The organism is Janthinobacterium lyxosi, assembly GCF_051380665.1.
Taxonomy (GTDB): domain Bacteria; phylum Pseudomonadota; class Gammaproteobacteria; order Burkholderiales; family Burkholderiaceae_D; genus Janthinobacterium.
Map to the genome: position 1 here is coordinate 111,792 of NZ_JBNYXM010000007.1, position 12,311 is coordinate 124,102.

The window sequence follows — 12,311 nt, forward strand, 5'->3', positions numbered from 1 at the left end:
GTGCAACGGCGTGTTATTAGCGGCGGCTGGAAGTAAAGGTCAACAGTAACGCTACCAGGCCCACCAGCACCAGCGGTCCCATGAACAGTGGCGCGAGGAATTTATGCGCGTTCACGGCCGCCAGCACGACGCCCGTGGCCAGGCTGGCCAGGAAGATGAACAGCCACCAGCCCGAGGCATTGGCCTTGTTCGGCGGCACGCGCTTGGCCACCAGGCCATTCGCATAGGCATTCTTGGCAAAGAAAAAGGCGATGAACAGCAGCAACAGCACCACGCCGCCGACCAGGGTATCGCGCGACGAGGTATCGGTCGTGCTGGCGGCATCAAACGCGGGCGCAGGTTCGGTCGTTGCAGTGGTGGCGGACGCTGGTGCGCCCGGCGCATCGGCGGCGGGTGGCGCAGACGCCGGGGCCGGCAAGGTAAAACCTGTATTGTCTTTTGGAGTATCTTGCGCCATGGTATGCCTCAGTTGAATGGAAGGTTTTTTAAAGAATGATTGTTCAGGCCAGGCTCAGGGTATGGCCTTCGGCCACGCGCACGACGGCCGGCTTGCCCAGGCCCCGCTTGAGTTCGCCAATGTCGCGGCCGTCATCATCGCGGATCTGCACGCTTTTGAATGGATGCAGCAGCACTTGCCGCTGCACGCCATCGGCCATCACCTTGTAGCGCGTGGCGCGCGTGCCAAGCAAACCCAGCGCCAGCAAACCCAGCACGAGTGTCAGCACGCCGCCGAGTATCACCAGCACGGGCAGCAGCGGATACTGGATGCGCACCAGCAGCGGTATCGTCGCCTGCGACGCGCGCACGCTGTCGGGCGGCGTGAACATGTCCGAAATCGGGTCGCCGGGGAAGAGTTCCTGCAAATCCTTGCCAAAGCTGGAGGCCAGTGCCAGCCGCTGTTCCGACAGGCCCACTTGCGCCTGCATCGGCAACATCACCTGCTTGCCCATGGCGGCAATCGCCTGCGCCGACCAGGGCGACGGAATCTGCGCCATCGGCAGCGCGAACTGCACTTGCACGGACTGGCTGGCGCCCGGCTGCAACTGGCGGATTTGATCGGGCGCAACATGCAGGGGCGCGTTCTGCCCGGCCAGGCTGGCGTGCACTTTGGCGCTGTCGATCACGTACGGGAAAAACATGTTTTGCAGGGACGCCTGCAACACCACTTGCGGCACCAGCTTGGCCGCATCGACGTCGAGCACGATGGTGCGCCCGTCGCGGCCCAGGCTGGCGTGCACATAGTCGCTGTTCTTGACGGACTGGGGCACGATGCGCACGGCATCCTGGTCCACCGGTTTCAGGCGCGCGGGCGGACGCGTCAGCACTTGCGACAAGCGGCCTTCGGCCAAGATGCGGTTCAACGCCTCGGACGCCGGCTGGCCATACGCGAGCGCGTACACCATCAAGCCCTTGGCGCTGTACAGCTTGCCCTGCACGGGCATGCGCAGCGGAAACACCAGCGTCTTGGTGATCGACGGCTCCAGGTGCAGCAAACGGTAAAAGTCGCGGTTGCGCTCGGCCGTCTGGCTGTCGTTGTTCGGGCTGTTCTTGTTATTGGTAAAGATCCACACGATGCCGGAAGCGGACTGGAACGGACCCGTGATGGTCTTGGTCACGGCTTCCTGGAAATCCGTGTCGGCCAGCGCGCCGCCGGCGCTCTTGCGCGCCAGGCCCAGGCTGGCCAGCTGGCCCGCGACGCCGCCGGCGCCCTGCCCCTGTCCCAGCAACGACGGCGACACGTGCGCGCCGCTGCTCTGGCTGAACGCCAGGGTATACACTTTATCGGACGGATTCGTGGCGGCCTGCGCCACGGCGCCCACCAGGGCCTTGAGCTGCGAATGCTCATCCGTGTAGAACGGCTCCATCCAGCCCGAGTTTTGCACGAGAAACGCTTGCTGGATACCGGCAGCGTGCGCAGCGGCAGCGCTGAAAAACGCGGCGCAGGCCACGATCAGTAAGCGCGCCTTCATGCCTGCAAGGTCCAGCCATCGATGCGCGACAGCAGCGGGTGGTAGGCCCACAGCGTGCGTTCATGGATAAACAGGCGTACGCGCCACGGCTCGCTGACGGCAAAGGTATGGAACACGGTTTCGCGCAATTCATCGTCCTGCACCAGCTGGGCCGCCAGGCGCTCGTTCGAGCGCAGCACGCTGGACAGGCCGGCGCTGGTGGCAAACTTCACGCCAAACACGCTGCTGCCCGTACCCGACCCGGCACTCGATTCCAGCAGTGGCATGACAGCCTGGTTCTTGCCGCCATCGTCGCCGTGTTCCGGCTCTTCCCACGGCGCCGTTTTCAGCTTGGTGGCGAAGCGGTAATTGAAACTGCCCGAACACAGGCGCGGCGCCAGCGCATCGGCCTTCTCGACCTGGCCGCCCAGTTTCACATACACATAGGTGCCGCGGCGGCTTTCAAAGCACAGTTGCCACAAGCCACCATCGCGCGACAGGTAGGGGCTGCCGAATTCGAAGTGCGGCACCAGCCCCTCGGGCCAGGGCGTAAACGTGGCGGCAACATTGCCGTCCGGCTGCAGTTGCAGCCGCAGCTGGCCGTTGGCGCAGGGCCACACGGCCATGCGGTTGTAGGCCACGGGCGCGCTGACGGCGCCCAGTTCCACGACGCCGTCAAGCAGCACATCGCTGCCCGGCTTTTGTTGCGCGTCAAGGTTGACGAAGCGGATACGGCCATCGTCGTCGCGCAGCGGCGCCCACAGGCGGTTCTGGAACCAGACGGGCGCGGCCGCGCACGGCGCGTTGCCCACATGCTCGACCACGTAGCTCAGCGAAGGCACGTCGGGACGGATGCAGGCCAGGCCATGGCTGGTCGGCAAGACCAGCACACTGTTGAACTCCGGCACCAGCTCGGCGCGCCAGGCGCCGTGGGCCAGGTCCGATTCGGCCAGCAAGCCGCCATACTCGGGGTCCAGCGCCAGCCAGCGTTTCGAGGCGGGCAGCCAAGCGTGCAAGACCGCCTTGCGCGGATCGAGCGCCAGCAGCGCGGCGGCGCTGGTGCCGAACCGGGCGGAAAAGAATTCATACTCGCCCGGCGGCGGCATGGGCAGCGAGGCGTCGGCCTGCGCATGCTCTTCGCGCGCGCGCTGGTCGGCCAGTTTCAGGGGCACGCTGGCCTGGCGCAAGCCGGCCGCGCCAGCCGGCGGCACATCGCTGACGGGCTGCGCACCGAAAGGAGGAACCCAAGACGGCACCCTGGACAGCGTGGTGGCCGCGTCGGGCGGCATTTGCAAGGCCGTGCCGGAGGCGGGGTCGAACGAGAATTCAGGCGGAAACTGCCGCACGGGCGCGCCGGCGGCAGCGGGCAGGCGCCGCGCGTGCATCAGCAGGCCGATATCGGCAGGGCTCAGCAAAGGCGAGACGTTCTGGCCGTCCGCGCTGCGCTGCATGGTCCACGCGCCATCGTCATCGACGTACCAGACGCCGGAGGGCACTGCCCAATCCCCAGAAGTTTTAAGATCCATGTATTTTCTATGACAAGCAATGCATATCAGATGGTGTAACGTGTGCTGGGGCTGACGCAACGAGGTCGCAGCCCTGACAGTTCTCATAGTAACGTCTTTTTATCTATATGAAAACATTGACGGCGTTCCTCAGCCCTGCTGCGTCCGCACTTTCGTCAACAGCTTGGTGGTCGAGCGGTCATGCGCGAAATCGATGGCCACGGCCTGGCCGCCATATGCCAGCACGGCCTTGCCTTCAGGGATGGCCGTCATGTCGTAGTCGCCGCCCTTGGCATAGATTTCCGGCGCAATCTCCTGCACCACGGCCAAAGCGCTGTCTTCCGAGAACGGCACCACCAGGCTCACCGCTTCCAGCGCGGCCAGCACGGCCATGCGGTCTTCGCAGTTATTCAGGGGACGGTCATCGCCCTTGCCCAGGCGTTTCACCGAGGCATCGGTATTCACAGCCACCACCAGCGAGGCGCCCAGCGCGCGCGCCTGCGCCAGATAGGTCACGTGGCCGCGGTGCAAAATGTCGAACACGCCATTCGTCACTACCACCGGTTTCGGCAGGGCCGCGGCGCGCGCACGCAGTTCGTCACGGCCGCACAGTTTGTTTTCAAAATCAGGCATGGATATCTCTTGTAGGGTTAAATACGGTCACGCTCAAGCGTGGCTATCGCCTTGAATGCCGCAGGCATCCCGGCGCCAGGCATCGATCAAGGCCAGAATGGCCGGTTCCAGTCCCTCTTCGGCGATGCAATCTTGCCGGTAATAAATCATCAGCGCATACACGCCGGCCAGGCGGCTGACGGGCGGCGACAGCGCATATTCATTGCCGCGCGCCGGTTGCCTGGCACGCCAGTAATTGATTGCCGCTTCCAGCGCCTGCATCTGCAGTTCCATCGCCATCTCCCTTCGCTGCCCGGTCCCGCATTATAGGGGGCGATCCGCTACAATACGCCATCGGCGCCACAGTTTCACGTTTGCGCCACCTTTCATTCATTGCAAGTAAGAACTTCCTGTGTTTCAATCAAGCTATGACACTGACTGAACTGAAATATATCGTTGCAGTCGCGCGAGCGAAGCACTTCGGCCATGCTGCCGAAGCTTGCTTCGTTGCCCAGCCCACCCTGTCAGTGGCCATCAAGAAACTCGAAGACGAATTGGGCGTGGTCCTGTTCGAACGGGGCGGCGCGGAAATCTCCGTCACGCCCCTGGGCGCGCAGATCATTGCGCAAGCCGAGCGCGTGCTGGAACAGACGGCCGCCATCAAGGAACTCGCCAAGCAAAACAAGGACCCGCTGGCCGGCCCCCTGCGCCTGGGTGTGATCTATACAATCGGCCCCTACCTGCTACCGCCCCTGGTCAAGGCCATGATAGACCAAGTGCCGCAGATGCCTTTGATCTTGCAGGAAAACTTCACGGTTCGTCTGCTCGAATTGCTGCGCCAGGGCGAACTGGACGTGGCCATCATGGCCCTGCCCCTGCCCGAGCACGGCATGGCCATGCAGGAACTGTATGACGAACCATTTGTCGTGGCCATGCCGCGCCAGCATCCGTGGACGGCGCGTGAAAAAATCGCCGCGCAAGATTTGAAATCGGAAACCATGCTGCTGCTGGGCAATGGGCACTGCTTCCGCGACCAGGTGCTGGAAGTGTGCCCCGAAATGGCGCGTTTTTCCTCGCCCGGCAACGGCATGCAGCGCACGTTTGAAGGTTCCTCACTGGAAACCATCCGCCACATGGTGGCCAGCGGTATCGGCCTGACGGTCTTGCCGCGCGCCTCCGTGTCCAATATGCATGCCACCGAAGGCATGCTCGAATACCGGCCATTCGCCGCACCTGTGCCATCGCGCAGGGTGGTGATGCTCTGGCGCAAGAGTTTTACGCGCAAGGCCGCCATCGATGCCTTGTGCGCGGCCATCGCCAGCTGCGACTTGCCCGGCATCACCCCCTTGCGCGAAGACGCAGCCTAGCGGTCAGGCGTCAAAATAGTACATTTGCATACTATTTGCGATAATCGACCTTTCTCTTCAACAAGATCGAGTCTTCCATGAACAAGCTGGCGCTGTATTTCCGCCTGATACGGCTGGACAAGCCTATCGGTACCGTATTGCTGCTGTGGCCTACCCTGTGCGCGCTGTGGCTGGCGCAGCAGGGCGTGCCGGACTGGCGGCTGCTGCTCATCTTCACCCTCGGCACTTTCCTGATGCGCTCGGCAGGCTGCGCCATCAACGATTACGCCGACCAGGATATCGACAAATTCGTCAAGCGCACGGTGGACCGCCCCATCACCAGCGGGCGCATCAGCGGCAAGGAAGCGCTGGCCGTGGCCGGCGTGCTGACTGTGCTGGCCTTCTGCCTGATCTTGCCCTTGAATGCCCTCACCAAGCAGCTGTCGGTGGCCGCCGTCATCATTGCCGCCACCTATCCCTACTTCAAGCGCTTCTTTGCGATTCCGCAAGCGTACCTGGGCATCGCCTTCGGCTTCGGCATTCCCATGGGCTTTGCCGCCATCACGGATAGCGTGCCCGTCGTCGCCTGGCTGCTGCTGCTGGGCAATGTCTTCTGGGCCGTAGCCTACGATACGGAATACGCGATGGTTGACCGCGACGACGACTTAAAAATCGGCATCAAGACCTCGGCCATCACCTTTGGCCGCTACGACGTGGCCATCATCATGCTGTGCTATGCCGCTTTCCTGCTGCTGTGGCTAGCCTGCGGCTGGCACCTGGGCTTGCGTTACTGGTACGTGGCGGGCTTGCTGGTGGCGGCCGGCTGCGCCGTTTACCACTACACCCTGATCCGCGCACGCGAGCGTATGCCGTGTTTTGCGGCGTTCCGGCATAATAACTGGCTAGGAGCAGCGGTGTTTGCAGGCGTGGTGCTGGACTTTGCTTTCCGTTAAGCAATGCCCATTGCGCCGCGGCAGCCCTTGAGGCGGCGCAAGACCAGCCTGTCCGCTGCTGCCTACACTGGTATTTCACTGTGCAGTTTCACTTCCATGAGGTAATACATGAACTCGATACATACCGGAAAATCCAGCAGCGACAGCATCCTCGCCGATGCCGACAAGGCCCGCGACAAACTGGTCGGCGACCTGAAGACCGTCATCAATGAAGCGGAAGGCTGGCTCGATGGCGCCAAGGATCAGACGGGCGAGAATGTCAAAGCCGTCAAGGACAAGTTCATCGCCACCCTGGAAACGGCCAAGAAAGACTTGATCAAGCTGGAAGAAGACTTGCTCGAACGGACCAAGAAGGCGGCCAAGGCCACCGACGAATACGTGCAGGACAATCCATGGAAAGCCGTGGGCGCGGGCGCCGTCGTTGGCGTGCTGTTCGGCCTGCTGCTTTCCTCGTCACGCCGCTAGATAGTACCGAAGCAGTAACGACGCAGTACCGACGGCGCAGGCCGTCTTCTGACGCGAAAGGCAGCATATGGCTATCGTGCACCATGTCGCCCAAGTCGCAGCGACCCTCGCCGCCATCGTCCAGACCCGTCTGGCCCTGGCGGCCGTGGAAATGGAAGAAGAGTCGCTGCGCTTCCTGTCCTATCTGGCGCTGGCCATGCTGGCACTGCTGTGCCTGTTTGTCGGCCTGGTATTGATCGTGTTCCTCGTCATCGTGCTGTTCTGGGATACGCACCGCATCGCCGCCATCGCCATCACGGCCGCCGTCTTCATCGGCGCCGCCCTCGCCACCCTGCTGGGCGTGCGCGCCAGTTTCCGCAGCAAGCCGAAACTGCTGTCCTTCACACTTTCCGAACTGAACAAAGACCTGGACGAGCTGCAACTGCTGGCCCGCCGGGGAGCGGAGCGGCCATGACCACGCATCCCACCAAACTGTCGCATGTCCACACGGCCGCCAGCCTGGCGCAGCGGCGCGATGCGCTGCTGGCCGAATGCGCGCTGCAGCGCCTGGCCCTGCGCGTGCAGACGCGCCAGTTGCTGGAACCTTTGACGGGCGGCAATCTGCGCCACACCCTCGCCACGCGTTTCAAGATTCCCCTGATGGTGGGAGGCGCCGTGCTGGGCCTGGCGCTGGTGCGCCCGCGCCGCATCCTGCCGCTGTTGCGGGCCAGCGGCGCGCTGCTCAAGCATGCGACGGCCGTCATGCCCGTCGTACTGGCGCTGACGCGGCGGTTCAGCAAGAAAGAAACGCCGCCGCCTTAGAATATTTTTCCTGGCTGCATCCAAATGGCGAGCCCCTGCGTAGTAATGGTATCAACCAACCGGTTGAGCCAACTACGAGGAGTTCGCCATGCTTGCCATCACCGCCCCACGCCACGCCATTCCCGCCCTCACTGTGCTGGGCGCCGCCCTGCTGCTGAGCGCCTGCGCCCCCATGAGCGCCCGCTATTCGCAGGAACAATTGCCGAACGCCGTCAAGGTGCCCGATGGCCATCGAGTCGCCATGCAGACGGTGGGCGTGGGCAAGATCGCCTACGAATGCAAGGCAAAAAAAGACATGACGGGCCATGAATGGGTCTTCGTGGGCCCGGACGCGGCCCTGAACGACCGCAGCGGCATGCAAGTGGGCACGTATGTCGGTCCGCCCGCCACCTGGGCCAACCTGGACGGCTCGAAAGTGACGGCGACGCAAGTGGCCGTAGCGCCCGCCGGCGCGGGCAATATCCCGTATCAGCTGGTGAAAGCCAATCCGGCCACGGGCAGCGGCGCCATGCAGGGCGTCAGCTACATCCAGCGCGTGGCCACCAGCGGCGGCGTGGCGCCAAGCAGCCCCTGCGGCATGGAGTCCATCGGCGCCAGGCAATGGGTGCCCTACCAGGCTGACTATATCTTTTGGAAAGCCGCATAAGTCAGTGAAAACGACGGTTGGCAAGCTGGTTTCTGGCCTATACTCGGCATTAAAAACTTGCTAACCGTTTTACTCTTGACGATTGCGCCAACCTTGCCAACGCTAGCCGCTCCCTTCGATTACGATGCCGCCCTGCGCGCCTGCGCCAGGGGCGAGCAGCAGGCATTGCACGGCCTGTACCAGCAGGAAAGCCGCTACCTGTTGGGCGTGGCCCTGCGCATCGTGCGCCAGCGGGCCCTGGCCGAAGACGTGCTGCACGACGCCTTCCTGAATATCTGGCGCCGCGCCGGCAGCTTCGACGCCACGCGCGGCAGCGGCAAGGGCTGGATCTATGTGGTGGTGCGGCACCAGGCGCTGGACGTGGCGCGCGCCCGCGCCCATGAAGTATCGGCCGACGAGGATAGCGTGGAAACCCTGCTGCACCAACGCCACGGCGACGACGCCGGTGATGCCTACGCCCTTCAAGCGAACATGGGCAAGCTGCACGATTGCCTCGGTCACCTGGATGAAGGCAAGCGCAACAGCATCCTGTATGCCTACGTCGATGGCTGTTCCCATAGCGAAATCGCGCAGCGCCTGCAAGCGCCACTGGGAACCGTCAAAGCCTGGGTCAAGCGGGGCCTGGCCGCCTTGCGGGAGTGCATGGGATGATCAACAGCGACGAGGAATTGCAAAGGCTGGCCGGCCAGTACGTGCTGGGTACACTGGAACTGGCCGAGCGCACGGAAGTGGAACAGCGCTTGCCGCGCGACGCAGCCTTGCGCGCTGCAGTCGATGCCTGGGAACAGCGTCTGTTGCCATTGACGACCCTGGCGCCGCCCGAAACGCCCTCCGCGCAACTGTGGCCGCGCATCAGCGCCAGCCTGTTCACGCCGAAAACCGTGCAACAGGCGGGCGGCTGGCAGGCGTGGTGGAACAGCCTGGCCTTCTGGAGAGTGTTGGCCGGCGGCGGCCTGGTGGCCACGGCCGCGCTGGCCGTGCTGGTCACTACGCTACTGCAAGCACCAGCCGGACCCGGCTACCTGGTGGTGCTGGTGGCGCCGCAGGATAAATCGCCGGGCTGGATCGTGCAGGCGGGCGGACGCGGCGGCAAGAACCACGACCTGAGCCTGATCCCGCTGGGACCGACTAGCGTGCCGCAGCAAAAAGCCTTGCAATTCTGGACCAAGGGCAAGGATTGGGGCGCGCCTGTCTCGCTGGGCCTGGTCAAGCCGGGGCAAAGCCTCAAGGTTACGTTGGATAAACTGCCGCCGCTGCAGCCGGAGCAACTGTTTGAAATCACGCTGGAGCCGGCAACGGGTTCGCCCACGGGCCGGCCGACGGGGCCGGTTTTATACATCGGCCGCGCCGTGAAGGTGATGTAAGCCGGTTTTATTTACCCAGCTCATCCCCCATCTCGCGTCCGCGCTGCGCGGCCGCCTTGATGCCCTTGACGATGGCCGCCTTGACGCCGCTCTCTTCCATGCTGGTGAGCGCCGCATACGTGGTGCCGCCTTTCGACGTGACCCGCTCGCGCAGCAGCGACACGGGTTCGCTGGAGTTCGCCGCCAGCTGCGCCGCGCCCGTAAACGTGGCAATCGCCAGCTGCGTGCCCTGCTCGGGCGTCAAGCCCAACTCGGCGGCCGCTTGCTGCATGGCTTCGATAAAGTAAAACACGTAGGCGGGACCGCTGCCGGACACGGCCGTCACAGGGTCGATCTTGGCTTCGTCATCGAGCCAGACGGTCTGGCCGACGGCGCGCAGGATCGCGTCCGCCGTCTTCTTTTGCTCGTCGCTGACGCCGCTGCTGGCCACCATGCCCGTGATGCCCATGCCGATCAGGGCCGGCGTATTCGGCATGCAACGCACGATGGCGGGATAATTACCGAGCCAGCGCGACAGGTCTTGCGCGCGGATGCCGGCCGCGATCGACAGGACCAATGGCGCCCTGTCTCCGTCGAGGAAGGGCAGCAGCTGGGCCGCCACTTCGCGCATGCTTTGCGGTTTCACGGCCAGCACGATCACGTCCACGCCGCGCAGCGCTACGCCCGCGCAAGTCGCCGTCGTGACGCCGAACTGCGCCTGCAACTTTTCCAGCGCCGGCGCGTGCGGGTCGATCACGTGGATATTGCCGCCCAGGGTCAATTTGCCGGCCAGGCCGGCGATCAGGGCCGCCGCCATGTTGCCGCCGCCCACAAAGGCGATATTCAATTCTGTCGTCATGCTTGTTCTCTCTTCATCAGGAATAGTTGCGGGAACCGAAGATGGCACTGCCCACACGGACGATGCTGGCGCCTTCCAGCACGGCGGCGCGCAAGTCGGCCGACATGCCCATCGACAGGGTATCGAGCGCCAGTCCTTCGGCCTTCAATTGTTCGTACAGCGCGCGCAATTGCGCAAAGGCCGCGCGCTGGCGGCTGAGTTCCGTTTCCGGCTCGGGAATGGCCATCAGGCCGCGCAGGCGCAAGCGGGGCAGTTGCGCCACGGCGCGCGCCAGCGCCGGCAATTCAGCTGGCGTCACGCCGCTCTTGCTGGCCTCGCCGCTGATATTGACTTGCAGACAGATATTCAGATCCGCCAAGCCGGCCGGACGCTGCTCGGACAGGCGCGCGGCGATCTTTTCCCGCTCCACCGTGTGCACCCAATCAAAATGTTCGGCGATGGGGCGCGTCTTGTTGCTCTGGATGGGGCCGATGAAGTGCCAGACGGGGCCACCTTGCGGCAGCGCAAGCTGGACCGCGGCGATCTTGTCGAGCGCTTCCTGCAAATAATTTTCGCCAAATGCCGCCTGGCCCGCGCGCATGGCCTCCAGCACGGCGTCCGCGCCGAAGGTCTTCGAGACGGCCAGCAGGGTCACGTCGCCAGGGGCGCGCTGCGCCTCCAGCGCCGCCTGCGCAATACTGTCGCGCACGGCTTGCAAGTTCTGTTCGATTGTGGACATAATCATTTTCTAGTGTATAGGGGCGGCGGCACAGTGCGCCAGCCCATCAATGCAGGCACAGGGATTATAAATGGACATCTCCGAACTACTCGCTTTCTCCGTCAGCAACAAGGCTTCCGACTTGCACCTGTCTTCCGGCCTGCCGCCGATGATACGGGTCCATGGCGACGTGCGCCGCCTGAACGTGGCCCCGCTCGAGCACAAGGAAGTGCACAGCATGATCTACGACATCATGAACGACAGCCAGCGCAAGGCGTATGAAGAAGCGCTGGAATGCGATTTCTCGTTCGAGATTCCCGGCCTGGCCCGCTTCCGCGTGAATGCCTACAACCAGGAACGGGGCGCTTCGGCCGTGCTGCGCACGATTCCGTCGAAAGTGCTGACCCTGGAAGAGCTCAACGCCCCGCGCATCTTCGGCGAGCTGGCCATGCGCCCGCGGGGACTCGTGCTGGTCACGGGTCCGACGGGTTCCGGTAAATCGACCACGCTGGCGGCGATGGTGAATCACGTCAACGAGCGCCTGAACCACCATATATTGACCATCGAAGACCCGATCGAATTCGTGCACGAACCGAAAAAATGCCTGATCAACCAGCGCGAGGTGGGTTCGCACACGCATTCGTTCAGCAATGCGCTGCGCTCGGCCCTGCGCGAAGACCCGGACGTGATACTGGTGGGCGAATTGCGCGACCTGGAAACCATCCGTTTGGCGCTGACGGCGGCCGAAACAGGCCACCTGGTGTTCGGCACCCTGCACACCTCGTCGGCGGCAAAATCGATCGACCGCATCATCGACGTCTTCCCCGCCGAGGAAAAGGAAATGGTGCGCGCCATGCTGTCCGAATCGCTGCAAGCCGTCATTTCGCAGAACTTGCTCAAGACCAAGGATGGCAGCGGCCGCGTGGCCGCGCATGAAATCATGCTGGCCACGCCAGCCGTGCGCAACCTGATCCGCGAGGCAAAAGTGGCGCAAATGTATTCGGCCATCCAGACGGGCAGCAATGTGGGCATGCAGACCCTGGACCAGTGCCTCTCCGACCTGGTGCGGCGCGGCACGATCACGGCGGAAACGGCCCGCTCGGCCGCCAAGTCGCCCGAAAACTTCCCCGGATAA

16 protein-coding genes are annotated in these 12,311 nt (G+C 63.7%); 9 read left to right on the forward strand and 7 right to left on the reverse strand.

The window, feature by feature from the left end:
- Positions 1-16: 16 nt before the first annotated feature.
- The 5 genes from ACQ4WP_RS09145 to ACQ4WP_RS09165 all read right to left on the reverse strand — a co-directional run bounded on the left by ACQ4WP_RS09145 (position 17) and on the right by ACQ4WP_RS09165 (position 4,360).
- Complete coding sequence (locus ACQ4WP_RS09145; RefSeq protein ID WP_436519846.1) at positions 17-457, reverse strand: hypothetical protein; 441 nt, start codon at positions 455-457, stop codon at positions 17-19.
- 43 nt (positions 458-500) lie between these two features.
- Positions 501-1,970, reverse strand: coding sequence for a hypothetical protein (locus ACQ4WP_RS09150; protein WP_436519848.1), 1,470 nt, complete (start codon positions 1,968-1,970; stop codon positions 501-503).
- Positions 1,967-3,475 carry a hypothetical protein gene (locus tag ACQ4WP_RS09155; protein ID WP_436519850.1) on the reverse strand — a complete coding sequence of 503 codons (1,509 nt, stop codon included), beginning with the start codon at positions 3,473-3,475 and terminating at the stop codon, positions 1,967-1,969. Before ACQ4WP_RS09155 ends, ACQ4WP_RS09150 begins: the two co-directional genes overlap by 4 nt.
- 129 nt (positions 3,476-3,604) lie before the next feature.
- The gene (locus tag ACQ4WP_RS09160; protein WP_436519852.1) at positions 3,605-4,087 is read right to left on the reverse strand and encodes an adenylyltransferase/cytidyltransferase family protein; all 483 of its coding nucleotides are present in this window, start codon (positions 4,085-4,087) and stop codon (positions 3,605-3,607) included.
- Positions 4,088-4,120: 33 nt separating this feature from the next.
- Positions 4,121-4,360, reverse strand: a complete 240-nt coding sequence (locus ACQ4WP_RS09165) for a DUF3717 domain-containing protein (RefSeq protein WP_436519854.1) — start codon at positions 4,358-4,360, stop codon at positions 4,121-4,123.
- Positions 4,361-4,494: 134 nt separating this feature from the next.
- On the opposite strand from ACQ4WP_RS09165, the gene ACQ4WP_RS09170 reads away from it, so the two are divergent.
- The 8 genes from ACQ4WP_RS09170 (at position 4,495) to ACQ4WP_RS09205 (ending at position 9,641) form a co-directional block, all read left to right on the forward strand.
- Positions 4,495-5,433 (forward strand): hydrogen peroxide-inducible genes activator, encoded by a 939-nt coding sequence (locus ACQ4WP_RS09170; RefSeq protein WP_436519856.1) that lies wholly within the window; start codon positions 4,495-4,497, stop codon positions 5,431-5,433.
- Positions 5,434-5,510: 77 nt separating this feature from the next.
- Positions 5,511-6,365 (forward strand): 4-hydroxybenzoate octaprenyltransferase, encoded by an 855-nt coding sequence (gene ubiA, locus ACQ4WP_RS09175; protein ID WP_436519858.1) that lies wholly within the window; start codon positions 5,511-5,513, stop codon positions 6,363-6,365.
- A 108-nt stretch (positions 6,366-6,473) separates the two neighbouring features.
- Positions 6,474-6,830, forward strand: coding sequence for an ElaB/YgaM/YqjD family protein (locus ACQ4WP_RS09180; protein WP_070222586.1), 357 nt, complete (start codon positions 6,474-6,476; stop codon positions 6,828-6,830).
- 67 nt (positions 6,831-6,897) lie between these two features.
- Positions 6,898-7,284, forward strand: a complete 387-nt coding sequence (locus tag ACQ4WP_RS09185; protein WP_436519860.1) for a phage holin family protein — start codon at positions 6,898-6,900, stop codon at positions 7,282-7,284.
- Positions 7,281-7,631 carry a hypothetical protein gene (locus ACQ4WP_RS09190; RefSeq protein ID WP_436519862.1) on the forward strand — a complete coding sequence of 117 codons (351 nt, stop codon included), beginning with the start codon at positions 7,281-7,283 and terminating at the stop codon, positions 7,629-7,631. Before ACQ4WP_RS09185 ends, ACQ4WP_RS09190 begins: the two co-directional genes overlap by 4 nt.
- Positions 7,632-7,719: 88 nt before the next feature.
- Positions 7,720-8,277: a DUF3455 domain-containing protein gene (locus ACQ4WP_RS09195; protein ID WP_436519864.1), complete on the forward strand. Its 558-nt coding sequence runs from the start codon at positions 7,720-7,722 to the stop codon at positions 8,275-8,277.
- Between the two features lie 93 nt (positions 8,278-8,370).
- On the forward strand, positions 8,371-8,928 hold the full coding sequence (locus ACQ4WP_RS09200) for a sigma-70 family RNA polymerase sigma factor (RefSeq protein ID WP_436519866.1): 558 nt from the start codon (positions 8,371-8,373) through the stop codon (positions 8,926-8,928).
- A complete protein-coding gene (locus tag ACQ4WP_RS09205; RefSeq protein WP_436519868.1) occupies positions 8,925-9,641 on the forward strand; it encodes an anti-sigma factor in 717 nt (238 codons plus the stop codon). The genes ACQ4WP_RS09200 and ACQ4WP_RS09205 overlap by 4 nt, the downstream gene beginning before the upstream one ends.
- A gap of 7 nt (positions 9,642-9,648) precedes the next feature.
- On the opposite strand, the gene proC is transcribed toward ACQ4WP_RS09205, so the two are convergent.
- Positions 9,649-10,479 carry a pyrroline-5-carboxylate reductase gene (proC, locus tag ACQ4WP_RS09210; RefSeq protein ID WP_436519870.1) on the reverse strand — a complete coding sequence of 277 codons (831 nt, stop codon included), beginning with the start codon at positions 10,477-10,479 and terminating at the stop codon, positions 9,649-9,651.
- 16 nt (positions 10,480-10,495) lie between these two features.
- Positions 10,496-11,197 carry a YggS family pyridoxal phosphate-dependent enzyme gene (locus ACQ4WP_RS09215; RefSeq protein ID WP_436519872.1) on the reverse strand — a complete coding sequence of 234 codons (702 nt, stop codon included), beginning with the start codon at positions 11,195-11,197 and terminating at the stop codon, positions 10,496-10,498.
- A 70-nt stretch (positions 11,198-11,267) separates the two neighbouring features.
- Here ACQ4WP_RS09215 and ACQ4WP_RS09220 point away from each other — a divergent pair, with 70 nt between their 5' ends.
- Positions 11,268-12,311 (forward strand): type IV pilus twitching motility protein PilT, encoded by a 1,044-nt coding sequence (locus ACQ4WP_RS09220; protein ID WP_436519874.1) that lies wholly within the window; start codon positions 11,268-11,270, stop codon positions 12,309-12,311.

Excerpts from the sequence above, each read along its gene's own strand:
- ACQ4WP_RS09145 (WP_436519846.1), bottom strand. The coding sequence starts at position 457 with ATGGCGCAAGATACTCCAAAAGACAATACAGGTTTTACCTTGCCGGCC.
- ACQ4WP_RS09150 (WP_436519848.1), bottom strand. The coding sequence starts at position 1,970 with ATGAAGGCGCGCTTACTGATCGTGGCCTGCGCCGCGTTTTTCAGCGCT.
- ACQ4WP_RS09155 (WP_436519850.1), bottom strand. The coding sequence starts at position 3,475 with ATGGATCTTAAAACTTCTGGGGATTGGGCAGTGCCCTCCGGCGTCTGG.
- ACQ4WP_RS09160 (WP_436519852.1), bottom strand. The coding sequence starts at position 4,087 with ATGCCTGATTTTGAAAACAAACTGTGCGGCCGTGACGAACTGCGTGCG.
- ACQ4WP_RS09165 (WP_436519854.1), bottom strand. The coding sequence starts at position 4,360 with ATGGAACTGCAGATGCAGGCGCTGGAAGCGGCAATCAATTACTGGCGT.
- ACQ4WP_RS09170 (WP_436519856.1), top strand. The coding sequence starts at position 4,495 with ATGACACTGACTGAACTGAAATATATCGTTGCAGTCGCGCGAGCGAAG.
- ubiA (WP_436519858.1), top strand. The coding sequence starts at position 5,511 with ATGAACAAGCTGGCGCTGTATTTCCGCCTGATACGGCTGGACAAGCCT.
- ACQ4WP_RS09180 (WP_070222586.1), top strand. The coding sequence starts at position 6,474 with ATGAACTCGATACATACCGGAAAATCCAGCAGCGACAGCATCCTCGCC.
- ACQ4WP_RS09185 (WP_436519860.1), top strand. The coding sequence starts at position 6,898 with ATGGCTATCGTGCACCATGTCGCCCAAGTCGCAGCGACCCTCGCCGCC.
- ACQ4WP_RS09190 (WP_436519862.1), top strand. The coding sequence starts at position 7,281 with ATGACCACGCATCCCACCAAACTGTCGCATGTCCACACGGCCGCCAGC.
- ACQ4WP_RS09195 (WP_436519864.1), top strand. The coding sequence starts at position 7,720 with ATGCTTGCCATCACCGCCCCACGCCACGCCATTCCCGCCCTCACTGTG.
- ACQ4WP_RS09205 (WP_436519868.1), top strand. The coding sequence starts at position 8,925 with ATGATCAACAGCGACGAGGAATTGCAAAGGCTGGCCGGCCAGTACGTG.
- proC (WP_436519870.1), bottom strand. The coding sequence starts at position 10,479 with ATGACGACAGAATTGAATATCGCCTTTGTGGGCGGCGGCAACATGGCG.
- ACQ4WP_RS09215 (WP_436519872.1), bottom strand. The coding sequence starts at position 11,197 with ATGTCCACAATCGAACAGAACTTGCAAGCCGTGCGCGACAGTATTGCG.
- ACQ4WP_RS09220 (WP_436519874.1), top strand. The coding sequence starts at position 11,268 with ATGGACATCTCCGAACTACTCGCTTTCTCCGTCAGCAACAAGGCTTCC.